Genomic DNA, 21,317 nt, shown 5'->3' on the forward strand with positions numbered 1-21,317 from the left:
ACTATGGCACGACAGCGAACAGATTTCAAAATCTGTTCGCTGTCGTCTGTTATCTGTTATCTGAAAGCTGTCACCTGTTATCTGTCACCCGCCGACTCGATCGGCCGCCCGGCTGCGGTTCTCGTACGCGAGTGCCTCGTCGGCTGCGGCCTCGCCGGCCGGGGGCTCTGGCGGCGAGGCCGGACCCCAGTCCTCCCGCCCGCCCAGTGACCGCAGCAGGTAGGCGCGGGCCGGCGGCAGGTTGCGCCACACCGTGCGCTCACCCAGCCCGTACGCCGCCTCGAACCGCCGCAGCAGTCGCACCACTGCCCGGTGGCGGGCGCTCTGCCGGGGCCCCGAGGACAGGGTGCGGGCCGTCGTCGTGCCGAGGTAGCCGAAGTACGTCAGCTCGCCCCCGGGCAGAAGCAGCCGCAGGTAGAGGTCGAGGAGGTGGCGTACCTGGGCCGGCTCGAAGTTGGTGAACGGCAGGCCCGACACGATCACGTCGTACCGCTCGTCCGTCTCGCCGGCCCTGCCGGCTCGGCCCGTCTCGTTCGTCTCGTTCGTCTGGTCCTGGGGCAGTTCCTCCACCCGGCAGGCCGACAGCCGCAGGGCGACACCCGGACGTCGTGCGGCCAGCACCGGGTCCTCGCGCAGCCGGTCGGCGAAGCGCGGGTTCGCCTCGACGACGTGCAGCCGGTCGCCCGGGAGCAGCACTTGGGCCAGCCGGCGGGTCACGATGCCCGTCCCGGCGCCGACTTCCAGCACCGAGATCGGCCGATTCGGGCGGCTGGTGGCCGGAACCACCAGGGCGTTCACGAGGTCCTCACCGCTCGGGGCCAGCGCTCCGGTGTCGTGGAAGGTGCGCAGGGCCTCGGCGAGGAACAGCAGGTGGTCCCCGGCGGACCGTGAACTGCGCTGCGGGGTAGAGAAGTCGGGGCGCGGGCGGAGCTGTTCGGTGGTCATGCCTTCGACGCTAGGCAGCCCCGCCGCACCTCGAATCGGCCGACGAGCGACGCGCACCCCCGACGAAAGTCGAGGGTGCGGGTACCCGGGAGAAGGGGGCACCCGCCCGCCGCCCGCCCGTAACATCGAGCCGGACGGACGGACGGACGGACGGACAGGCGACGGGCGGACGGAGCGAGCGCGGAGGGAGCCCCATGCGAGAGGACGGGAGCGGCCCGATGCGCGCAGGCCTGTTGGGCTGGTACGGCCCGGGCCGCCGGGTGTGGAGCGAAACCCTGCTGCTGCTCGGCATCCTCGCGCTCACCGCCGAGGAGGGCCTCTCCCAGTGGGTCCACGCCGACGAGCCGTTGCGGCTGCCCCGGACCGTCGTGGCCGTCCTCGCCTCGCTCTCCCTGCTGTTCGCCCGCCGCTACCCGATGGCCTCCGCCGTCCTGCCGGTGCTCACCGGCGGCCTGTTCAACCGTGCCTTTCCCGGGCTGTTCAGCGTCTACTACCTCGCCTCCCTCGGCCGGACCGGCCCGGCGGCGGCCGGCGGCGCCCTCATCGCGATGGTGGGCGCGGCCCGAGCCGATTCGCTGGTCGGCTGGGCGGGCACCACCGGATCCCAACTCCTCGTTCAGGCGGCGACCTTGTCCTTCGGCCTGTGGCTGCACGGCCGCAGGGTGCTGATCCGCACCCTGCACGAGCAGGTGGACGCGCTGCGCCGGGAGCGTGAGTTGCGCGCCGAACGGGCCCGGGCCGCCGAACGGGCCCGGATCGCCCGGGAGATGCACGACGTGCTCGCCCACCGTCTCAGCCTGCTGGTGCTGCACGCCGGGGTGCTGCGCGACCAGGCCCTCGCCGGTACCGTCGCCGCAGACCCGGACCGGCTCACCCACCGCCTCGAACTGCTGCGCACCACCGCCGCCCACTCGCTCGACGACCTGCGTGACGTCCTCGGCGCCCTGCGGGCCGACCCGCCGACAGCACCGGCCGCCGAGGAGGTGCCGGCCGCACCGCCCCGGGTGGCGCGCGTCCCGGTGCCTGTCCCGGTGCCCGTCCCGGCGCCTGTCCCGGCGCCCGCGCTGCGCGACCTCACCGAACTCGTCGGTGAGGCCACTTCGGCCGGGCAAGAGGTCGAACTGGCCCTCTCCGGCGACCCGGAGACCGTCCCCACCACCCACCGGCTGGCCGTGCACCGCCTGGTCCAGGAGGCGCTGACCAACGCCCGCAAGTACGCGCACGCCGCGCCCGTCACCGTCCGGGTTCGCTACGGGGCCCCGGCCACCACCGTCGAGGTCCGCAACGGCCAGGGGGAGGCGTCGCCGAACGGGCCGGGCACCGGCGGCGGGTACGGTCTGGTGGGGCTCGCCGAACGGGTCGACGCGCTCGGCGGCTACCTCGACGCGGGACCGGACGGTGGTGGCGGCTTCCGGCTCGCAGCCCGCCTGCCCGCACCGGAGCGCCCGCCGCGGACCACGCCAGGGCCCGTTCCAGGACCAGGCCCAGAACCGGGACACGACCCCGGATCCGGCCCTTCCCCGGCCCTTGCCCCCTCCCCGCAGCCGAAGGACGCCGAATGATCCGCACGATGGTGGTCGACGACGACGCGCTGGTGCGGCTCGGCCTCGTCGACCTGCTCGCCCAGGACCCGGCCCTCACCGTGGTCGCCGAGGCCACCGACGGACTGCAGGCCGTCGAACTCGCCCGCAGCCAGCGGATCGACGTGGCGCTCATGGACATCCGGATGCCCCGGCTCGACGGCATCGCCGCCACCAGGCGCCTGCGCGAACTGCCCGACGCCCCGCGCGTGATCGCGCTCACCACCTTCGACCTCGACGAGTACGTGTACCAGGCGCTCGCCGCCGGGGCCGACGGCTTCCTGCTCAAGGACACCCCGCCCGCCGAGATCGCCCGGGCCGTCCACGTCGTCGCCGGCGGCCAGGGGATGCTGCACCCGGCGGCCGCGCGGCGACTGATCGACCGCTACCACCGCACCGGTGCGCCCCGGTCGGTCGCCGCCCGTAACCGGGTCGCCGGGCTGACCCCGCGCGAGACCGACGTGCTGCGCGAACTCGCCGACGGGCTCTCCAACGCGGAGATCGCGGGCGTCCTCGGGATGCGCGAGAGCACCGTGAAGGCGCACGTCAGCCGGATCCTGACCGGGTTGGGCGTCGGCAACCGGGTCCAGGCCGCGCTGCTCGCGCGCGATTCCGGGCTGGTCGGGGACGGCGCCTGAGCCGGCACCGGGCGCTGTGGGGCGGTGCGGTGCGATGGTGCGATAGTGCGGTGCCGTCGTGGCTCGCGTGGTCGCTGGTCCTGCCGATGCGCGATGCCCGGTGGTGCGCGCGGTGGTGGGTGAGGCGTCATGTCGTCCGGTGTTCACGCGAGTGTTCCCGGGGCGTCGGACCGGGCTCCCCCTGAGCCGGTCGCGTGCTCCCGGTTCGTACCGCGCGCTGAGCCGTTGTCACCCATCCGGCGTGGAAATCCCGCGCCTTGGCGGTTTGCGCTGCCGAACCCGGGCGGCGGGTCCATGGTGGAGATGGGCGCGATCCGGCGACCGCGCCCGCGCGCCGATCCAGGCCCGCGCGCCGCGCGCCCGCCGCTGTTCTCCGACGGGTGTCCGAGGCTGAGGGCCCGGTCCCGGCACGCTGGGAGCAGGGCCACCTCGCAGGAAGCCGAACGGTTCTTCTAGGCTCACATCTCGGCTTCCCTGCGGCGGTCCGGCCCGTTGCGCCCGCCGTCAGGAAGCCGCCGTCCACGGGGCCCCGGGCGGACCGGGGCCACCGGATCGAGCGAGGAGGACGCAATGCCAAGCACGCCGCCCAGCCGTTCCACCGCACTTGGGCCAGACGGTCCGTTCCGAAGGGCCGGGCACCATCCCGGTCGATCGGCGCGGTCCGGCCGGGCCTGGCAGCCGGGTTGGGGTGGCCGGCCGGTCCGGCCGCTGAATACCGGCGGCGGCCGCGGAGGCGAACGTTGAGTCCCCAGATCGTCGGGTCGCCCGCCGCGCCGAGTGCCGCCGCCCCCGACGGTGACTCCGCCCCCGCGCCCGCCCCTGCCTCGGACCGCGCCCCCGTCGACCTCCCGGCCGCTGCTGACGGTGAGGCCCTCACCGCTACCGCTACTGCTACCGCTACCGCTCATGCCACGGCCACGGCCACGGTCACCGTCACAGCCTCGGCCACCGCTGCCGCGACCGCCGCACTCCCCGGCCTGCCGCAGGCCCTCAGCACCCGTGCCCGTACGCTGGCCGGGGCCGTCCGGCGCCGGTGCACGGACCTGGCCCGGATCGAGTCGCCCAGCGGAGACGTGCCCCGACTCGACGCTCTCGCCGAGGAGTTGAGCGCCGGGTTCAGCGCCACCGGTGCCACCGCGCGACGCGAGCCCGGGCCGGCCGGTGACCACCTGGTCCTGGAGTGGGAGGGACAGGACGAGACGCTGCCGCACCTGTTGATCGTCGGCCACCACGACACCGTCTGGCCGGTCGGCACCCTCGCCGACTGGCCGGTCACCGAGCAGGACGGTCTGCTCAGCGGCCCCGGCGTCGTCGACATGAAGGGCGGACTCGCCATCCTGGAAGGCGCGTTCGCCCTGCTCGCCGACCTCGGACAGCGGCCGCACCGCGCCGTCCGGCTGGTCGTCGTCTCCGACGAGGAGGTCGGCAGTCCGGACGGACGGCGCCTGGTCGAGCGCCAGTTGCGCGGCGCGGCCGCGGTCCTCGGGCTCGAACCTCCGCACCCCGACGGCCGGTTGAAGACGGCTCGGCGCGGCAGCACCCGGGTCCGGCTCACCGTCACCGGGCGTGAGGCCCACGCGGGCAACGACGCCCACGACGGGGTGTCGGCGGTCGACGAACTCGTCGACCAGCTCGTCGTCGTCCGCGGCCTCGCGGGACAGCCGGGGACGGAGCTCAACGCCGGTCGGATCAGCGGGGGTTCGCGGGCCAACGTGGTCGCGGGCCGGGCCGAGGCCGAGCTCGGCCTGCGGTTCTCCACCGTCGAGGCGCAGCGCCGTACGCTCGACAACCTGGCTCGGCTCACCGCGCTGCGCCCGGGGGCCAGGGTCCGGACCGAGGTGCTGTCCAGCCGTCCGGCGTGGCCCGAGCGCACCGGTAACCCGCTGCTGCGGCACGTTCGTTCACTCGCCGCGGTGCTCGGGCAGCAGCTGGACGGCGGTCCGGCGGGCGGTGCGGGGGACACCAATCTGCCGGGCTCGCGCGGGCTGCCGACGCTGGACGGTTTCGGCGCGGTCGGTGCCGGCGCTCATGCCCGGCACGAGCACATCCGGCTCGACCAGCTGGCACCCCGGATCGCCCTGCTGGCCGCGCTCCTCGCCGTACCGCTGCCGAGGCTGCGCGACCGCACGGAGGGTTGAGCGGGCTGCCGGCGGCCGGGGGCTGTCGGCGAACAGGGAACAGGGAACAGAGAACAGAAGACGGATGACAAGTAACAGCTGACAGATAACAGCTAACAGATAATGAAATCTGTTAGCTGTTATCTGTTTGTCGCCCGCCCGCCCGCCCGCCCGCCGTGGCCCGCCCGTCGACGACTGTCCGCCGCCCGGAACCCCGCCCCTCACCCGCGTCCCTTGCCATCCCTCCACCTCGCCGCGCAGAATGGTACCGACCGAACGGTCAGTCGGTTGGCGCCGTGGGCGCCGGCGCGGGACACGAGAGGTGATCGTGGTGACAGCAGAGGTGGCCGAGGCGGTCCCCGCGCAGGCGCAGGAGGACCGGTTCGAGGCGGTCGTCGCCGCCGAGCAGCGGATCGAGCCCAGGGACTGGATGCCCGACGCCTACCGGGCCACGTTGGTCCGCCAGATCGCCCAGCACGCCCACTCCGAGATCATCGGCATGCAGCCCGAGGGCAACTGGCTCACCCGCGCCCCCTCGCTGCGCCGCAAGGCGATCCTGCTCGCCAAGGCCCAGGACGAGGCCGGCCACGGCCTCTACCTCTACGCCGCCGCCGAGACCCTGGGTGTCGACCGCGCCGAGCTGACCGAGAAGCTGATCTCCGGCCGGCAGAAGTACTCCTCGATCTTCAACTACCCGACCCTCACCTTCGCCGACGTCGGCGTGATCGGCTGGCTGGTCGACGGCGCCGCGATCTGCAACCAGGTCCCGCTGTGCCGCTGCAGCTACGGCCCGTACGCCCGCGCGATGGTGCGGATCTGCAAGGAGGAGTCGTTCCACCAGCGTCAGGGCTACGAGCTGCTGATGACACTGATGCGCGGCACCGAGGCGCAGCGCCGGATGGTCCAGGACGCGGTGGACCGCTGGTGGTGGCCGTCTCTGATGATGTTCGGGCCCCCGGACGCCGACTCGCCGAACACCGCCCGCTCGATGGCCTGGCGGATCAAGCGGCACACCAACGACGAGCTGCGCCAGCGCTTCGTCGACATGACCGTCCCGCAGGCCGAGCACCTGGGCGTCACGCTCCCGGATCCCGAGCTGCGCCGGAACGAGGAACGCGGCGGCTGGGACTTCGGCGAGCCGGACTGGTCCGAGCTGACCAGGGTCATCCACGGCCAGGGCCCGTGCAACGCCCAGCGGGTCGAACGCCGCCGGACGGCGCACGAGGACGGTGCCTGGGTCCGTGAGGCGGCCGTCGCCTACGCGGCCAAGCGCCGCGCCGAACAGTCCGCCGAACCCGGGCGGCCCACCGGATCCGAACCGCCCGTCGAAGCCGGGCAGCCCGGGCGTACGGGCGAGCCCACGGAACAGGAGAACGGAAAGTGACCGAGTCCAAGGCCGGCTGGCCGCTGTACGAGGTGTTCGTGCGCCCCCGACGCGGGCTGAACCACGTCCACGTCGGTTCGCTGCACGCGGCCGACGACCGGATGGCCCTGCTCGCCGCCCGCGACCTCTACACCCGCCGCAACGAGGGCGTCAGCCTCTGGGTGGTCCGCTCGGACGCGATCACCGCCTCCACCCCGGACGAGCGCGACCCGTTCTTCGAGCCCAGCGGGGACAAGGTCTACCGCCACCCGACCTTCTACGACATCCCCGAGGATGTCCCGCACATCTGACGGGGGAACCGCCATGCAGGACCACAGCACGCAGGTCGGCGCTGACGTCGACGCCGCCGACCACGTCTACCTCGGCCTCGCCGAAGCCACGCCCGGCCCCGAGGGCGAGGGCCGCTGGGCGTACGGGACGGGCTTCGCCGACCCGCTGCTCGGCGTGGACACCGCCGTGCCCGCCGGAGTGGACGGCGCGGACCTCGCCGTCTACTGCCTGATGCTCGGAGACGACGCCCTGATCCTCTCCCAGCGGCTGATCGAGTGGTGCACCCGGGCGCCCGAACTGGAGGAGGAGGTCGCGCTCGCCAACCTGGGCCTCGACCTGCTCGGCCAGGCCCGGCTGCTGCTCACCCGGGCCGGCCAGGCGGACGGCTCCGGCCGCACCGAGGACGACCTGGCCTACTGGCGGGAGGACCACGAGTTCCGCAACGTCCGGCTGGTCGAGGCCCCGAACGGCGACTTCGCCCACTCGATCGCCCGGCTGCTGCTGTTCGCCACCGCGCGCTGCGCCCTGTACGAGGCGCTGAGCGCGCACCCGGACCCGGTGCTGGCGGCGGTCGCCGCCCGGGGCGTCAAGGAGCTGGCGTACCACCGCGAGTACGCCACCGCCTGGACGCTTCGGCTCGGTGACGGCACGCCGTACTCCTCGGCGCGGATGCAGGCCGGGCTGGACGCGCTCTGGCCGCTGCTGGAGGAACTGTTCACGGCCCACCCGGTGGAGCTGCGGACGGGCGCCGATCCGGCGGCGCTGCGCGAACCGGTGCTGCGCTCGCTCGGCGCCGTTCTCGCCGAGGCCGGGCTGACCGTACCGGACGTGCGGCCGCTGGCCACCGTGCTCGGCCGGGCCGGCCGGGACGGCGTGCACACCGAGGCGCTCGGCCCGCTGCTCGCCGAATTCCAGGTGCTGGCCCGCGCGCACCCGGGGGCGACGTGGTGAGCGCGGCGCTGACGGAGCGCGGGACGGCCTGGGAGGTCGCGGCGGCCGTGCCGGACCCGGAGCTGCCCATGCTGACCCTGGCCGACCTGGGCGTGCTGGCCGAGGTGGCGGTGGACGACGGCGCGGTGACCGCCTGGCTGACCCCGACCTACTCGGGTTGCCCCGCCGTGGCCGAGATGGCCGCCGACGTGGACCGCCGGCTGCGCGCGGCCGGGTACCGGGACGTCCGGGTCCGGCTGCGGCTGGATCCGCCGTGGTCGACCGATCTGATCACCGCCGAGGGCCGCCGCAAACTCGTCGAGGCGGGTATCGCCCCGCCGCGTCCGACCTCCGCCGTCGGCGTGGCCGGCCCGGTCCCGCTCGCGCTCGGTCCCACCCGCACCGCCGCTCCGGCCGGCACCTCCGCTGCCGCTTTCGCTTCCGCAGCCGCCCCCGTGCCCTGCCCGCGCTGCGGCGGCGCGGACACGGAGGAGCTGTCCCGCTTCGGTTCCACCGCCTGCAAGGCGCTCTGGCGCTGCCGCGCCTGCCGGGAGCCGTTCGAACGCGTCAAGGAGATCTGAATGCCCGCCGCTTCGCCCGCCGCGTCCCAGCCCGCCGCGTCCCAGGCCGACGCCTCCCAGACCGAAGCCTCCGCCGCCGCGCACGCCGAAACTCCCGCTGAGGCCGCGGTGTCCACGCTGCGCCCCGCCCGCCGCCCGACCTTCCACCGGCTGCGGATCGAGCGGGTCGAGCGGCTCTGCGACGACGCCGTGGCGGTGACCTTCGAGGTGCCGGACGGGCTCGCGGCGGACTTCGTATTCCGGCCGGGGCAGACCCTGACGCTGCGCAAGGTGGTGGACGGCGTCGACGAGCGCCGCTCGTACTCGATCTGCGCCCCCGCCGACGGGCCGCTGCGGATCGCCGTCCGGGAGGTGCCCGGCGGGCTGTTCTCCCGGTGGCTGGTCCGGGACGCGGGGCCGGGCGAGGAGGTGGACGTGCTGACGCCGTCGGGCCTGTTCACCCCCGACCTCGGCGTTCCGGCCGAGCACGTGCTGCTCGCGGCCGGTTCCGGCATCACCCCGATGCTGTCGATCGCCGCGTCCGTCCTGGCCGCCGACCGCAGCTCCACCGTCACCCTGCTGTACGGCAACCGGCGCAGCGACACCGTGATGTTCGCGGACGAGCTGGCCGACCTGAAGGACCGCTACCTCGGCCGCTTCCAGCTGGTCCACGTCCTGTCCCGGGAGACCCGTGACGCCGAACTGCTCAGCGGGCGGCTGGACCCGGAGCGGGTGGGGGCGCTGCTGGGGGCGCTGGTGGATGTCGGGAGCGTCGGGCACTGGTGGCTGTGCGGCCCGTTCGGGATGGTCGCGGGGGCGAAGGAGCTGCTCGCCGGGCTGGGCGTGCCGGGCGAGCGCGTGCACCAGGAACTGTTCCACGCCGAGGACGAGCCGGTGTCCGAGCGACCGGAGGACCGGGACGGCGCGGCGGGAGCGGCCGACGGCCCGCACAGTGAGGTCACCGTCGTCCTGGACGGGCGCGGCAGCACGCTCTCCCTGCCGTGCGACCGCTCGATCCTGGACGGTGCCCAGCGCTCCCGCCCCGACCTGCCGTTCGCCTGCAAGGGCGGGGTCTGCGGCACCTGCCGTGCGCTGGTCACCGAGGGCGAGGTCGAGATGCGCCGCAACTTCGCGCTGGAGGAGAAGGAGCTGGCTGCCGGCTACGTCCTCACCTGCCAGGCCCGCCCGATCACCGACCGGGTGACGGTCGACTACGACCGCTGAGCGGCCGACCGCCCCGCCCTTCCCCTCCTGCACTGCTTCAGACCACGGCCGGGGCGGGCAGCCCGGCCGGGTCGCCGAGCAGGTGGACGAGGTCGCTGACGGCGGCGCGACCGGCCCGGTTGGCGCCGATGGTGCTGGCGGACGGGCCGTAGCCGACCAGGTGGACGCGCGGATCGGCGGTGGCGCGGGTGCCGGTGAGCGCGATGCCGCCGCCGGGGGAGCGCAGGCCGAGCGGGGCCAGGTGGCCGACCTCCGGGCGGAAGCCGGTGGCCCACACGATCGCGTCCACCGCCAGCTCCTCCTCCCCCCAGGCGACGCCGTGCTCGGTGAGCCGGTCGAACATCGGGCGGCGGTGCAGTGCGCCCAGCTCCTCGGCACGCCGGTAGGCGACGGACGGGCCGAGCCCGGTGACGCTCACCACGCTGCGCACCGGCAGGCCCTGCCGGACCCGTTCCTCGACCCTGGCGACCACCGCGCGCCCGTACTCGGGGGTGAACGGCCCCTCGTGGTAGACGGGCGGGGTCCGGGTGACCCAGACCGTCTCGCCGACCGCCGCCACCTCGGACAGCACCTGGATCGCCGAAGCGCCCCCGCCCACCACCAGGACGCGCCGGCCGGCGAACTCCCCGGGGCCGCGGTAGTCGGCGTAGTGCAGCTGGCGACCGGCGAAGTGGCCCGGGTAGTGGGGCAGGAACGGGCGGGTCCAGGTGCCGGTGGCGTTGATCAGCGCCCGCGTGGACCAGGTGCCGTGGTCGGTCTCGACCAGCAGCCGGGAGTCCGGGCGGTCCGACTCGGCGCGCACCGCGCGAACGGCGACGGGGCGTACGACCGGGAGCGCGTGCCGGGCTTCGTACGCCGCGAAGTACCCCGGCACGACCTCGCGCGCCGGGGCCTCGGGGTCGGGCGCGGGGAGTTCGGCGTCCGGGAGGTCGTGGAAACCGTGCACGGTGGCCATCCGCAGGGACGGTGAGCGGTGCGCCCAGGCGCCGCCCGGCGCGGGGTTGGCGTCGAGCACGACGAAGCCGCCGTCGGCGTCCGCCCGGTAGGGGGCGAAGCCGCGGCGGCGGAGGTGGTAGGCGGCGGACAGTCCGGCCTGTCCGGCGCCCACCACCAGGACGTCCACCACGTGGACGTCCACTACCAGGACGTCCGCGTGCCGCTGCCCGCCATTGGTTGCACCGTAAACAGTCACGCCGGTGAAACATCGGGGGTGCGGCGGGTGTTCCCGCGTCCGCGGGTGCTTGCGGTCCCGCCGCGTGGCGCCCCGCGCGGGCGGCGCGTCAGACGACCGGGGAGATCACCGCGGCCGTGCCGTAGGCGCAGACCTCGGTGCCGACGTCCGCCGCCTCCGTCACGTCGAAGCGCATCATCAGCACCGCGTTCCCGCCGCGCGCCTTGGTCTGCTCGATCAGCCGCTGCATCGCCTCGTTGCGGCTCTCGACCAGGGTCTTCGTCAGGCCCCGCAGCTCGCCGCCGATCAGCGACTTCAGTCCGGCGCCGATCTGGCTGCCGAGGTGGCGGCTGCGCACGGTCAGCCCGAAGACCTCGCCGATCACATGATCGACCCGGAAGCCGGGGATGTCGTTGGTGGTCACGACCAGGACGTCGGCGTTCGGGCCCTGCCCGCCGCCGTACTCGTTGATGTCAGCCATGGGTCCATCCTGCCGTGTCGTACGTCCGAGTGATCGAGGCGGGGCCGGGCGATGGCCGAGAAGGGGTCCAGAAGCTGGCTCAGACCGGTGATCGGGCGGCCGAAAGGCCGTACCGTAGCCCCATGGGCGAGCGAAGCGATCATCCACAGGGGCCGGGCGCGGCGGAGGACTCCGGCGCGCAGGAGATCGAGGCGACGGTGGTGCTGGGCCTGCGGATCACCGACTGGCCGGCGCTGCGCGCCGCCGCGATCAGGGCCGTCGAGGAGCTGGTGTTCGAGGGCGTCGACCCGGCCGGCCAGCGCCGCGAGCTGCTGCGCGAGGTCTCCGAGGACGCCAACGCGGCGCTCGGCGCCCTGCTGCACCCGGACCGGCTGGTGGCCGCGATCCCCGGGGTCGAGGCGATCGGCGGCACGCTGGAGATCAGCGTCACCGAGGACTTCGCGCCGGACTTCGCCGAGCTGTTCCCGCTGGAGGGCGACGAGGACGAGGACGGCGGCGCCGGCGCGGACTGGACCCTCACCCCGCGCACCGCCTGCCTCCTGCACGCCCAGCTGATCGGCCTGGCCGACGCCGCCTACGACGACTTCGACGAGCACGGTGACGACCCGGTCGTCGACGGCGAGGACGCCGACTGGGCGGTCTACGCCCGCCTGCCCCAGCGCACCTGGCGGCTGCACCGGAACTGGCGCCGCGCCATGGCCCGGGCCTTCGACGACCTGGCCGACGACCTCGCGCTCGGTGAATGGCCGCTGCCGCGATGTCTGGCCGAGGACATCGGGCTGCGGATGGCCCTGGTGGACGCCCGGGCCCTGCTCGGCGCGCAGCCCGAGTCGGTGGCCGACATGATGGGCGACCTGCCGGCCGACCTGTACGACTACGACTGGGACGGCTGTCACGACGAACTGTTCGGCGTCTACGGACCGGACGACGGCGACCCGGAGCTGGGCGCCGAGCAGCGCACCGAGGTGCTGCTGGCGGCCACGCACCCGGAGGGCTGGTTCCTGACGTACGAGGACGCGGAGGCGCGGGACCCGCAGCGCGGCTACCGGCGCTGACCGGCCGTCGGGCCGGGTTGGCCCTGGTCGGGATGGTGCGAAGTGCTCTTCGGGCGCTGCGACGGGTGGGCGACTAGGCTGCGGGCATGTCCGATACGTCTGATGTGCGTGCGGTACCCGGGGGGCCGGACAGGGCGGACGGTCCGGCCCGGGCAGACGGTCCGGAGGGCCGGGACGACCAGGTGCTCAGCCGGATCGCGCTCGGACTGGACGGTGTGCAGGCCGCCCAGCGCGGGCGGACGGCCGAGGCGCGGGCCAGCTTCGAGGCGCTCTGGGCGGCGCTCGGCGAGCGGGGCGACGTCTTCCACCGCTGCGTCCTCGCCCATTACCTGGCCGACCTACAGGACCATCCGCAGGACGAGCTGGAGTGGGACCGGCGGGCGCTGGCCGCCGCTGACTCGCTGACCGCCGAGCGTGCCCAGACCTACGAGTCCGCGCTCCAGGTGCGCGCGTTCTACCCCTCGCTGCACCTCAACCTGGCCGCGGACCACCTCAAGCTCGGCGAGCCCGACCTCGCGCGCGAGCAGTTGGAACGCGCCGTGCGCAGCCTGGACGCGCTCCCCGAGGACGCCTACAGCGCGGGCATCCGGTCGGCCGTCGACGAACTGCGGCAGCGGCTGCGCTGAGCGGCGGTGTGTGGGGGCGGGGGTGTGCAGGGGCGGGGGCGTGTAGGGGCGGAGGTGGAGAGGGCGGCGGCTCGGGTGGTTAGGGCCGGGTCGTACGGGGCTCCCGGCACCGCGTGATCACCGGGGTGGCGGGGCTGGCATGCTGGACGGGTGACTTCTCCGTTCGACACCCCTGCTCCCGATGCCGCTTCCGATTCCGCTCCGGCGCCCGTTGCCGCCGCCGACGACGCCCCGGCGCCCGTTGCCGCCGCCGACGACGCCCCGGCCCCGGCGGACCGTGACGCGCGGCCGCAGTACGTGCTGCCGCTGCTCGTCCGGCTGGAGAAGGCCACGCCGCCCGGGCGGACCGACGCGCTGGAGACCTCGGCCCGGGCGGTGCTCACCCTGCTGTCCGACTCGCGGGTGACCGACGCGGACGGCGAGTGGGCGGAGCGGGTCGAGGCCTGGGAGGACGCCCGGATCCGCAAGGTGGTCCGGCGGGCCCGGGGCGGGGAGTGGCGCCGGGCGGGCGAACTGCCGGGGATCACGGTGAGCGGACGGGAGGCCGAGGTACGGGTGTTTCCGCCGGTTCCGTTGGACGGCTGGCCGAAGGACCTCGCCAAGCTCCAGGTCTCCGGGACGGACTTGGAGGAGACCGCCGAGGTCGGCGCTCCTGAGCCCGGGTTGCCGGTGCTGTGGCTCAACCCGGAGCTGGAGATGAGCGCGGGCAAGACGATGGCGCAGACCGGCCACGCCGCCCAGCTGGCCTGGTGGCGGCTGGACGAGGCGCAGCGCAAGGAGTGGGCCGAGGCCGGATTCGCGCTCGCGGTGCGGACGGCCCCGGCGGAGGCGTGGGAGGGGCTGGTCGCCAGCGGTCTGCCGCTGGTCCGGGATGCGGGCTTCACCGAGATCGCGCCGGGTAGCTGCACGGTGATCGCGGACCACCCGGCATTGCGGGGGACTGCTGAGGTCTGACAGCGAGCTCGGCCCTGCCTCGGCTCACCCGCCACTGGGCCGTGACCGGGCATGGTGGCGTCCCGACGGTTTGACGACGGAGAGCACGACGTTGGCGACGTACACCGACAGCGCGACGATCGGGATGATCACCAGGTTGTAGCGGGTGAATCCGAGGTGCATGTCCGCGATGGTGCCGGTGGGGTGCTGGTCCACCAGGTGGGCCGCTTCGTGCAGCCGGGCGGTGAGTTCGAAGATCGAGGCGGCGGTGGCGGCCAGGGTGAGCCAGAACTTGACGGCAACCCAGCGGTACCTGAACAGGCGCCAGGGGGTGCCGAGCGCGAGGAGCAGTCCGGTCAGCAGGGAGAGCAGGCTCAGCGGGAAGACCAGCGCGTCGCCGAGGAGCGGCATCATCCGGTAGGCGCTGCGCAGGGTCTCCGCGCTGTCCGTCAGCAGCCCTGTCGTGCCGAGTGTGAGCAGGCAGAGCATCAGGCCCAGCCAGCTGACCGAGCTGACGATGTGCACGACCACCGCGCTCTTGCGGGCAGTCGGTGAGAGGCGGAAGTTCTTGGGCTGCCGGGCGCCCGGACGGGGCGTTGCCGCGGAGGACGCGGCGGGGGTGGTCATACGGGGTCCTTCGGGAGGCGACGGGGGAGGGGGCCTGCGTCAGGCTCTCGTGGCGAGCGCCGTGGTCGCCGGCCGGTGGCTGCGGCCGGCCACCGGCGTCAGAGCATGATGCGCCCGCCGGCCACGTCGATCGTCAGGCCGGTCAGCCAGGACGACGACTCGGACGCGAGGAAGAGCGCGGCGTGAGCGACATCGGCGGGCACTCCTGCGCGGCCCAGCGGGAACTGCCTGACGATCAGCGGGAGCTTGTCGGCGGGTATGCGCTCCTGCTGGCTCTCCGTCATGATCAGGGACGGAGCGAGGCAGTTGACCCGCACGCCGTACCGGCCCACCTCCTGCGCGACCTGGCGGGTGAACATCAGCACGCCTGCCTTGGCCGCCGCGTAGGAGGCTGCGGCACCGCCGGGAAGCCGCCCGGCGGTGGACGCCATGGTGATGATCGAACCGCTGCCGCGCTCGATCATGCCGGGCAGGAAGGTCTGCACGGCCAGGAAGGTGGTGGTCAGGTTCAGGTCGACCACCGAGCGCCAGTGCTCCAGGCTCATCTGCTCGATCGGCACCGGGTCGCCGCCTCCGCCGACGAACGCGCAGAGCACTTCGATCGGACCGACGGACTGCTCGGCCTGTGCACGCAGCCGCACGAGGTCGGCGGGATCGGTGCAGTCGGCCGTCATCGCGACCGCCGTTCCGCCTGCCGCGCGGATCTCTCCGACCGTCCGGTCGACGGCACTCCGGTCGCGGCCGACGACGGCTGCCTTGACACCGTTGGCGGCCAGGGCCTTTGCCGTCTCGGCTCCGATGCCCCGGGAACCTCCGGTGACGAGGGCGGCCTTGCCCGCGAGATCGGGATAGGTGGGCAGTGGCGTGGTCATCGGTGTGGCTCCGTGGGTTCTCGGTTGACGGTGAATCGGCCGGCGGGCGGCGTGGTCTCGTCAGACATGGGAGGGGACCGTGGCGTCATCGGCTTCGGCCGGGCGTCGCGCCGGTTGAGGGCGCCGGCCTGGCGGCCGGCGCGTCGCCCCGGACTGATCCGCCGATGCGGGCACCTGCCGCCCGTGCCGACCCCAGGAATCCTCGTCGCCGCGCCTGCACGCCGTCGTCGCCCGAGCGGCGGCCGTCGGGATACTCCTGCTGACGTAGCGTCGCGTCCCGGTGGTACGACGCTGGGAGGAGGTCGAAGTGCCAGTCTCAGACCAGCTGCTGACACGACACAAGGCGAATGCTCTCTTGGTGGCCGAGCCCTTGGTGCGACCCGCGGCCGAAGCACCAGGCCTGTGTGAGGGCGGCCGGCGATCCGGTACCCCCGCGGGCGTACGGCGGAAGCCTTCCTCCGGAGGACGCCCCGGCGCGGCCGGCGCGGTGAACTGAACCGCGCCGGACGTGGGCCTTCCAGCCGGCGCCGTCCCTTGCCTGGAGGCTGTCGACCTTGTCGTCCTTCACCTCGCCCCGCCGCTCGTCCGCGGGAGCGCTCAGCGGCATCCTGTACGTGCTCCTCTTCGTGGCCAGCCTCGTCATCAGCGGCATCACCGCGCCCTCCGGGCCGTTCGCCACCCCGTACTCCAGTGACGACGTGGTGCGGAAGTACCTGCTCGCCGATCCGGCGGCGCTGCACCGCTCGCTTCAGGTGGGAGCCCTGTTCCAACTGCTCTCGGCGCTGGCGCTGCTGGCGTTCGTCCCCTGGCTCACAGAGTTCGTGGGCCGCTACGACACCCCGGTGCGGGCGGGTGTGGTCCGGGCGGCGGGCAGTGCGTCCGGGGTCCTGCTGGTGCTGTCCGCGAGCGCGGGTTGGGTCCTGTCGCTGCTGGGCACCGCCGCGGACCTGCCGGTGTCCCGCGCCCTCATGGACCTCGCCTTCATCACCGGCGCCGCGCCCGCGATCGGTACGCTCGGCGTGGTCCTGTGGCAGGTGTCGCGCACCGCGCTGGTGAGCCGGGCGCTGCCCGCCTGGGTGGCCTGGTCCGGACTGGCCCTGTCCGCCGCGAGCATGTTGTCTCTGCTCTCGCTGGTCGCCGAGCCGGCCACGCTGCTGATCCCGGTCGGACGTTACGTCGGCTTCCTCTGGTTCGTCGCGGTGAGCCTGACGCTGTGGCGTCGGGACGGCGGCACCCCCTCCACGGGCCAGTCGCGTACTACGGCGGGAGTAGCTGCGCCCGCACCCGCGAGGTGATGCCCGGGTGTGGCGCGCCGCACTAGCCTTCCGGCATGAACGAGTTGCGCCCGTCGTGGAAGCCGCCGTGGAACCGGTCCGGCCGGGCGGGCCTGCCCGTGCTCTCGTCGCTGGCCGTCGCCTGCTTCCAGGTGGCGGGCACGGTCGGCGCAGGGCACCGGCAGCCCGACCGCGTCCAGCTCGACGCCCTCGGCTACGCGCTGCTCCTGCTCGGCCCCGCCGCGCTGCTGCTGCGCCGCCGCCACCCGGCGGCGGTCATGGTCGGCACCACGGCGGTCACCATCGGCTACCTGCTCGCCGGGTACCCGTACGGCCCGGTCTTCGTCAGCCTTGGTGTGGCGTTCTTCGCCGCGGTCCAGTGCGGGCAACGGCGGGCGGCCTGGGCCTGCGGCGGCGCCTTCTACGCCGGTCAGCTGCTGATGAGCTACGCGGTTCCGCACGACTGGCTGCGGGCCAAGAGCTGGCAGGCCAACGCCTGGCAGGAGTTGGGCCTCACGGCGGTGCTGCTGCTCATCGCGACCGGTGCGGAACTGGCCCGGACCCGCCGCGAGCAGTCCGCCGCCGCCAGAGCCGCCGCGGAGGAGGCACAGCGGCGCCGCGTCGACGAGGAGCGGCTGCGGATGGCCCGCGAGCTGCACGACATCCTGGCGCACAGCATCTCGTTGATCCACGTCCAGGCCGGGGTGGCGCTCGAACTCATCGACACCCGCCCGGAACAGGCCAGAAGCGCCCTGGCGACGATCAAGGCCGCCAGCAAGGAGGCCCTGGGCGAGGTCCGGCAGGTCCTCGGCACGCTGCGCGGACCGGGGGCCACCGCGCCGCGCACTCCCGCCCCCGGCCTGGACCGGCTGGACGAACTGGTCGACCAGGCCGGCCGGGCAGGCCTGACCGTCAGCGTCCGTTCCGAGGGCGTCTTCGGGGAGGTCCCGGCCGCCGTCCAGCGGGCCGCCTTCCGGATCGTCCAGGAAGCCCTGACCAATGTGATCCGCCACTCCGCCGCCCGGACGGCCTTCGTGCTGCTCTCCCGGACGGCCGACGGCCTCACCGTGCAGATCGACGACCCGGGCCCGGTGGGCGGCGGCGACGCGGGCGGCTCGGGAGCCGGACTGATCGGGATGCGGGAGCGGGTCGCCGCCTTCGGGGGCGCCCTGGAGGCGGGCCCGTACGACGCGGGCTTCCGAGTCCGGGCCCGCCTGACGAGGGGTGACTGATGATCAGGGTGCTGTTGGTGGATGACCAGATGCTGGTCCGGGCGGGGTTCCGGGCGTTGCTCGACGCCCAGCTCGACGTCGAGGTGGTCGGCGAGGCCGACGACGGCGAGCAGGCCCTGCGCCTCGCCGTCGAGCTGCGCCCCGACGTGGTGCTGATGGACATCCGGATGCCCCGCCTCGACGGCCTGGAGGCCACCCGGCGGATCGGGGCCGACCCGGAGCTCGGCGGGGTGCGGGTGGTCGTACTGACCACCTTCGAGCTCGACGAGTACGTCTTCGAGGCGCTGCGGTCGGGCGCGGCAGGGTTCCTCGTCAAGGACGCCGAGCCGGCCGAACTGCTCCGGGCGGTCCGGGTCGCTGCCGCAGGCGACGCGCTGCTCTCGCCGGGCGTCACCCGGCGCCTGATCGGAGAGTTCGCCGCCCGCTCGAAGGAACCGCGGGCGGTCGGCCTTGAGATGCTCACCGAACGCGAACGCGAGGTGCTTGCCCTGGTCGGGCTCGGGCTCTCCAACGAGGACATCGCACGCCGCCTGGTGGTCAGCCCGCTGACCGCCAAGACGCATGTCAGCCGCGCCATGGTCAAGCTCGGCGCCCGCGACCGTGCCCAACTGGTCGTCCTAGCCTACGAGTCCGGCCTGGTCCGCCCCGGCTGGCTCGGGTGACGAGTGACAGATGGCAGCGAACAGATAACAGCGAACAGATAACAGACTTCGAAATCTGTTATCTGTTCGCTGTTATCTGTTCGCTGTTTGTTGCCATCGGCCACCGGCCCACTGCCCGCGGTCGGGCGCTACTCGCCGGAAGCCTGGTGCCGCCGGATCGCCCGCAGCCCGCCGCAGGCGGCTGCGGCCGTCCAGAGGGCCATGATCAGCAGTCCGGTCCAGTGGCCGTAGTGGATGCCGGCCTCGGTCCGGGTGTGCATCGCGTACAGGCCGGCCCGGTCGGGCAGGAACTGGCCGACCTCGCGGACGCCGGGGATGGCCGCCAGCCAGGTGGTGCCGAGGAACACCATCGGGCCGAGCAGGCCGAGCGCGGCGCTGAAGTTGCCCAGCATCGTGGTCAGTCCGAGGCAGAGCAGTACCAGCAGCGGGTGGTAGAGCACGCCGGCCACGAAGCTGCGGGCCAGGCCGGGGGTTGACCAGTCCAATCCGACGGTGGCGTCGACGGCCAGGAACGAGCCCGCCGTCGACGCCAGCCCGAGCAGCAGGCCCAGCCCGGCTCCGAGCGTGAGCTTGGCGCCGTACAGCCGAGCGCGCCGGGGGACGGCGATGAACGAGGTGCTGATCATGCGGGTGTTGAACTCCTGGCCGATCAGCAGGATCCCGAGGCAGGCCACGGCCACGTGCCCGAAGAGCAGCCCGTAGTAGATCCCGTTGGCCGGGTCAGTGCCGGGGGCCACGGTCTTGGGGTCGGAGGCGGCGCTGACGGCCGCAGTGACCCCGACGGTCAGGACCAGGGCGACCAGCGGGGCCGCCCACTGGGAGGGCAGGGTGGTGAACTTGATCCGTTCGGCGCGCAGGGCGTGGGCCGCGCTCATGGTCATCTTCCCTTCGTTCGTGGTCACTTGGCGCGCCGCAGGGCGAGCAGGCCGCCGTAGGCCGCGGCGCCGGCCCACAGGGCCATGATCAGCAGTCCGGTCCAGTGCCCGTACGAGACCTGCGGGTCGTCGACGTAGTGCAGTGCGTACTGGCCGGCCCGGTCGGGTAGGAACTGGGCCACCTGCCGCACCCCGGCCACGCCGCCGAGCAGCGGCGAGAGCAGGAAGACGACCGGTACCAGCAGTCCCATGGCGGCGGTGAGGTTGCCGAGCAGCGCGGTCGCGCCGAGGCAGAACACCACCAGCAGCACCGGGTAGAGCACGCCGGCGGTGGCGCTGCGGACGAAGGCGGGGCCGTCCCAGTCGCCGGGGACGGTGGCCGCGTACCCGGCGAAGGCGCCCGCCGTGCCCGCCGCGCCGACGCCGAGTCCGACCAGCGCGCCGAGCGTGAGCTTGGCGCCGTACAGCCGTCCGCGCCGGGGGACGGCGGTCAGCGAGACGTCGATCATGCGGGTGTTGAACTCCTGGCCGATCAGCAGGACCGCGAAGCAGACCAGCGCGGCCTGGCCGAAGTTGAGCCCGTAGAAGACGCCCACGCCGGGGTCGTCGGTGAGGTTGTGCTCCGAGCCGCCGAGGGCCGCACCGATCGCCGTGGTGGTGCCCACGGTGAGCGCGAAGGCGAGCAGCGGGGTGATCCAGAGCGAACGGAGGGTGGCGAGCTTGATCCGCTCGGCGTCGAAGGCGCAGAGGTGGTGCCGGAGAGTTGAGTCGGGGCTCATGCGGTGGCCTCGGCGCGGTACTCGACGCTGTCGGCGGTCATCCGCATGAACGCCTCCTCCAGCGAGTCCTGTTGGACCGCGATCTCGTACAGGACCACGCCGTGTGCGGCGGCGAGCGAGGCGATCTGCTCGGGTTCGGCGCCGGTCACCTCCCAGGCGCCGTCGTCGACCTCGGTCGCGGTGAGGTTGCCGGCGGTGTCCGACTGCCGGAGCAGGTCGCCGCCGAACAGGGCGGCGAGCTTGGCCGAGTTGACGGCCCGGACGCGGATCCTGGTCCGGCCGTGCTGGTCGATGAACTCGGCGGTGGCGGCGTCCGCGAGCAGCCGACCACGGCCGATGACCACCAAGTGGTCGGCGGTGAGCGCCATTTCGGTCATCAGGTGGGACGACACCAGCACCGACCTGCCCTCGGCGGCCAGTTCGCGCAACAGGGTGCGGATCCAGCGGATGCCCTCCGGGTCGAGACCGTTGACCGGTTCGTCCAGCAGCAGTACCGGCGGGTCGCCGAGCAGCGCGGCGGCCACCCCGAGCCGCTGGCGCATACCGAGGGAGAAGCCGCGGATCCGCCGTCCGGCGGCGTCCGTCAGGCCGACCTGGGCGAGCACCTCGTCCACCCGGCGCGGCGCCAGGCCGTTGCTCGCCGCGAGCCAGCGCAGGTGGCCGGCGGCGGTGCGGCCGCCGTGCAGGGCGTGGGCGTCCAGCAGGGCGCCCACCTGTCGTAGCGGCTGGACGAGTTCGGTGTACCGGCGGCCGCCGACCAGGGCGCTACCGGCGGTGGGGCGGTCCAGGCCGAGGATCAGGCGCATGGTGGTGCTCTTACCGGCGCCGTTCGGGCCGAGGAAGCCCGTCACCAGGCCGGGCCGGACCTCGAAGGACAGGTCGTCGACGACGCGCCGACCGTCGTACTCCTTGGTGAGGCCCTGGATCTCGATCACGGCCGCGCTCCCCTCTCGGTGCTCCGGTGCCGGGTCGTCCGGCTGGTGGTCACATTCGACCGGAGCGGGCCGTACCGGCGGATCCCGCCGGGGTCGGGAGCCGCCTCCCTCCCGGGAGGGAGGCGGCGGCAGGCCGGCGGGGGAGCC

22 protein-coding genes are annotated in these 21,317 nt (G+C 73.8%); 14 read left to right on the plus strand and 8 right to left on the minus strand.

All coding sequences use genetic code 11. From position 1 onward, the window contains the following. Positions 1 to 84 precede the first annotated feature (84 nt). Positions 85 to 945, minus strand: coding sequence for a hypothetical protein (locus AB0O19_RS00600; protein WP_363616586.1), 861 nt, complete (start codon positions 943 to 945; stop codon positions 85 to 87). Between the two features lie 194 nt (positions 946 to 1,139). Between AB0O19_RS00600 and AB0O19_RS00605 the strand changes: the two genes are divergently transcribed. The 8 genes from AB0O19_RS00605 to paaE all read left to right on the plus strand — a co-directional run bounded on the left by AB0O19_RS00605 (position 1,140) and on the right by paaE (position 9,648). Beyond that, positions 1,140 to 2,507, plus strand: coding sequence for a histidine kinase (locus tag AB0O19_RS00605; protein ID WP_363616588.1), 1,368 nt, complete (start codon positions 1,140 to 1,142; stop codon positions 2,505 to 2,507). Beyond that, positions 2,504 to 3,163, plus strand: a complete 660-nt coding sequence (locus AB0O19_RS00610; RefSeq protein ID WP_363579436.1) for a response regulator transcription factor — start codon at positions 2,504 to 2,506, stop codon at positions 3,161 to 3,163. The genes AB0O19_RS00605 and AB0O19_RS00610 overlap by 4 nt, the downstream gene beginning before the upstream one ends. Positions 3,164 to 3,903: 740 nt before the next feature. Continuing rightward, complete coding sequence (locus AB0O19_RS00615; RefSeq protein WP_363616590.1) at positions 3,904 to 5,301, plus strand: M20/M25/M40 family metallo-hydrolase; 1,398 nt, start codon at positions 3,904 to 3,906, stop codon at positions 5,299 to 5,301. 301 nt (positions 5,302 to 5,602) lie between these two features. Beyond that, positions 5,603 to 6,664 carry a 1,2-phenylacetyl-CoA epoxidase subunit PaaA gene (gene paaA, locus AB0O19_RS00620; RefSeq protein WP_363616592.1) on the plus strand — a complete coding sequence of 354 codons (1,062 nt, stop codon included), beginning with the start codon at positions 5,603 to 5,605 and terminating at the stop codon, positions 6,662 to 6,664. Further along, entirely contained in the window at positions 6,661 to 6,954 is a 294-nt protein-coding gene (paaB, locus tag AB0O19_RS00625; protein ID WP_030056311.1) for a 1,2-phenylacetyl-CoA epoxidase subunit PaaB, read from the plus strand. The genes paaA and paaB overlap by 4 nt, the downstream gene beginning before the upstream one ends. A 13-nt stretch (positions 6,955 to 6,967) precedes the next feature. Then, positions 6,968 to 7,885 carry a 1,2-phenylacetyl-CoA epoxidase subunit PaaC gene (gene paaC, locus AB0O19_RS00630; protein ID WP_363616594.1) on the plus strand — a complete coding sequence of 306 codons (918 nt, stop codon included), beginning with the start codon at positions 6,968 to 6,970 and terminating at the stop codon, positions 7,883 to 7,885. Then, positions 7,879 to 8,445 (plus strand): 1,2-phenylacetyl-CoA epoxidase subunit PaaD, encoded by a 567-nt coding sequence (gene paaD / locus AB0O19_RS00635; protein ID WP_363616596.1) that lies wholly within the window; start codon positions 7,879 to 7,881, stop codon positions 8,443 to 8,445. The genes paaC and paaD overlap by 7 nt, the downstream gene beginning before the upstream one ends. After that, positions 8,446 to 9,648, plus strand: coding sequence for a 1,2-phenylacetyl-CoA epoxidase subunit PaaE (gene paaE / locus AB0O19_RS00640; protein ID WP_363616598.1), 1,203 nt, complete (start codon positions 8,446 to 8,448; stop codon positions 9,646 to 9,648). A gap of 37 nt (positions 9,649 to 9,685) precedes the next feature. Here paaE and AB0O19_RS00645 read toward each other — a convergent pair whose 3' ends face one another. Both AB0O19_RS00645 and AB0O19_RS00650 read right to left on the minus strand, forming a co-directional pair. Next, positions 9,686 to 10,786 carry an NAD(P)-binding domain-containing protein gene (locus tag AB0O19_RS00645; protein ID WP_363617004.1) on the minus strand — a complete coding sequence of 367 codons (1,101 nt, stop codon included), beginning with the start codon at positions 10,784 to 10,786 and terminating at the stop codon, positions 9,686 to 9,688. Between the two features lie 142 nt (positions 10,787 to 10,928). Further along, positions 10,929 to 11,300, minus strand: coding sequence for a YbjQ family protein (locus AB0O19_RS00650; protein WP_350875121.1), 372 nt, complete (start codon positions 11,298 to 11,300; stop codon positions 10,929 to 10,931). 122 nt (positions 11,301 to 11,422) lie between these two features. Here AB0O19_RS00650 and AB0O19_RS00655 point away from each other — a divergent pair, with 122 nt between their 5' ends. The 3 genes from AB0O19_RS00655 to AB0O19_RS00665 all read left to right on the plus strand — a co-directional run bounded on the left by AB0O19_RS00655 (position 11,423) and on the right by AB0O19_RS00665 (position 13,935). Next, positions 11,423 to 12,355, plus strand: coding sequence for a hypothetical protein (locus AB0O19_RS00655; protein ID WP_350875123.1), 933 nt, complete (start codon positions 11,423 to 11,425; stop codon positions 12,353 to 12,355). An 86-nt stretch (positions 12,356 to 12,441) separates the two neighbouring features. Further along, entirely contained in the window at positions 12,442 to 12,981 is a 540-nt protein-coding gene (locus tag AB0O19_RS00660) for a hypothetical protein (protein WP_363616600.1), read from the plus strand. Positions 12,982 to 13,131: 150 nt separating this feature from the next. After that, on the plus strand, positions 13,132 to 13,935 hold the full coding sequence (locus AB0O19_RS00665; protein WP_363616602.1) for an aminoacyl-tRNA hydrolase: 804 nt from the start codon (positions 13,132 to 13,134) through the stop codon (positions 13,933 to 13,935). Between the two features lie 24 nt (positions 13,936 to 13,959). On the opposite strand, the gene AB0O19_RS00670 is transcribed toward AB0O19_RS00665, so the two are convergent. Continuing rightward, the gene (locus AB0O19_RS00670) at positions 13,960 to 14,541 is read right to left on the minus strand and encodes a DUF2269 domain-containing protein (RefSeq protein ID WP_363616604.1); all 582 of its coding nucleotides are present in this window, start codon (positions 14,539 to 14,541) and stop codon (positions 13,960 to 13,962) included. A gap of 98 nt (positions 14,542 to 14,639) precedes the next feature. Then, positions 14,640 to 15,413 carry an SDR family NAD(P)-dependent oxidoreductase gene (locus AB0O19_RS00675; RefSeq protein ID WP_363616606.1) on the minus strand — a complete coding sequence of 258 codons (774 nt, stop codon included), beginning with the start codon at positions 15,411 to 15,413 and terminating at the stop codon, positions 14,640 to 14,642. Between the two features lie 554 nt (positions 15,414 to 15,967). Here AB0O19_RS00675 and AB0O19_RS00680 point away from each other — a divergent pair. From AB0O19_RS00680 to AB0O19_RS00690, 3 genes are read left to right on the plus strand one after another with little or no spacing between them, the layout of a single operon-like run. Further along, positions 15,968 to 16,708 (plus strand): hypothetical protein, encoded by a 741-nt coding sequence (locus AB0O19_RS00680; protein ID WP_363616608.1) that lies wholly within the window; start codon positions 15,968 to 15,970, stop codon positions 16,706 to 16,708. Positions 16,709 to 16,743: 35 nt separating this feature from the next. Next, entirely contained in the window at positions 16,744 to 17,919 is a 1,176-nt protein-coding gene (locus tag AB0O19_RS00685) for a histidine kinase (protein WP_363616610.1), read from the plus strand. Beyond that, a complete protein-coding gene (locus AB0O19_RS00690; RefSeq protein ID WP_363616612.1) occupies positions 17,919 to 18,581 on the plus strand; it encodes a response regulator transcription factor in 663 nt (220 codons plus the stop codon). Before AB0O19_RS00685 ends, AB0O19_RS00690 begins: the two co-directional genes overlap by 1 nt. Before the next feature lie 128 nt (positions 18,582 to 18,709). On the opposite strand, the gene AB0O19_RS00695 is transcribed toward AB0O19_RS00690, so the two are convergent. From AB0O19_RS00695 to AB0O19_RS00705, 3 genes are read right to left on the minus strand one after another with little or no spacing between them, the layout of a single operon-like run. After that, positions 18,710 to 19,456 (minus strand): hypothetical protein, encoded by a 747-nt coding sequence (locus tag AB0O19_RS00695; protein ID WP_363616614.1) that lies wholly within the window; start codon positions 19,454 to 19,456, stop codon positions 18,710 to 18,712. A gap of 23 nt (positions 19,457 to 19,479) precedes the next feature. Next, the gene (locus AB0O19_RS00700) at positions 19,480 to 20,235 is read right to left on the minus strand and encodes a hypothetical protein (protein ID WP_363616616.1); all 756 of its coding nucleotides are present in this window, start codon (positions 20,233 to 20,235) and stop codon (positions 19,480 to 19,482) included. After that, entirely contained in the window at positions 20,232 to 21,170 is a 939-nt protein-coding gene (locus AB0O19_RS00705) for an ATP-binding cassette domain-containing protein (protein ID WP_363616618.1), read from the minus strand. The genes AB0O19_RS00700 and AB0O19_RS00705 overlap by 4 nt, the downstream gene beginning before the upstream one ends. Between the last annotated feature and the right edge of the window lie 147 nt (positions 21,171 to 21,317).

The sequence above is a fragment of the Kitasatospora sp. NPDC091276 genome (assembly GCF_040684355.1).
Classification (GTDB): domain Bacteria; phylum Actinomycetota; class Actinomycetes; order Streptomycetales; family Streptomycetaceae; genus Kitasatospora.

What these genes read in the sequence shown, in the direction of transcription:
- AB0O19_RS00690 (WP_363616612.1), top strand. Translation starts at nt 17,919, where the DNA reads ATGATCAGGGTGCTGTTGGTGGATGACCAGATGCTGGTCCGGGCGGGG.
- AB0O19_RS00670 (WP_363616604.1), bottom strand. Translation starts at nt 14,541, where the DNA reads ATGACCACCCCCGCCGCGTCCTCCGCGGCAACGCCCCGTCCGGGCGCC.
- AB0O19_RS00660 (WP_363616600.1), top strand. Translation starts at nt 12,442, where the DNA reads ATGTCCGATACGTCTGATGTGCGTGCGGTACCCGGGGGGCCGGACAGG.
- paaE (WP_363616598.1), top strand. Translation starts at nt 8,446, where the DNA reads ATGCCCGCCGCTTCGCCCGCCGCGTCCCAGCCCGCCGCGTCCCAGGCC.
- AB0O19_RS00695 (WP_363616614.1), bottom strand. Translation starts at nt 19,456, where the DNA reads ATGAGCGCGGCCCACGCCCTGCGCGCCGAACGGATCAAGTTCACCACC.
- AB0O19_RS00600 (WP_363616586.1), bottom strand. Translation starts at nt 945, where the DNA reads ATGACCACCGAACAGCTCCGCCCGCGCCCCGACTTCTCTACCCCGCAG.
- AB0O19_RS00700 (WP_363616616.1), bottom strand. Translation starts at nt 20,235, where the DNA reads ATGAGCCCCGACTCAACTCTCCGGCACCACCTCTGCGCCTTCGACGCC.
- AB0O19_RS00685 (WP_363616610.1), top strand. Translation starts at nt 16,744, where the DNA reads ATGAACGAGTTGCGCCCGTCGTGGAAGCCGCCGTGGAACCGGTCCGGC.
- AB0O19_RS00610 (WP_363579436.1), top strand. Translation starts at nt 2,504, where the DNA reads ATGATCCGCACGATGGTGGTCGACGACGACGCGCTGGTGCGGCTCGGC.
- AB0O19_RS00650 (WP_350875121.1), bottom strand. Translation starts at nt 11,300, where the DNA reads ATGGCTGACATCAACGAGTACGGCGGCGGGCAGGGCCCGAACGCCGAC.
- paaC (WP_363616594.1), top strand. Translation starts at nt 6,968, where the DNA reads ATGCAGGACCACAGCACGCAGGTCGGCGCTGACGTCGACGCCGCCGAC.
- AB0O19_RS00655 (WP_350875123.1), top strand. Translation starts at nt 11,423, where the DNA reads ATGGGCGAGCGAAGCGATCATCCACAGGGGCCGGGCGCGGCGGAGGAC.
- AB0O19_RS00605 (WP_363616588.1), top strand. Translation starts at nt 1,140, where the DNA reads ATGCGAGAGGACGGGAGCGGCCCGATGCGCGCAGGCCTGTTGGGCTGG.
- AB0O19_RS00675 (WP_363616606.1), bottom strand. Translation starts at nt 15,413, where the DNA reads ATGACCACGCCACTGCCCACCTATCCCGATCTCGCGGGCAAGGCCGCC.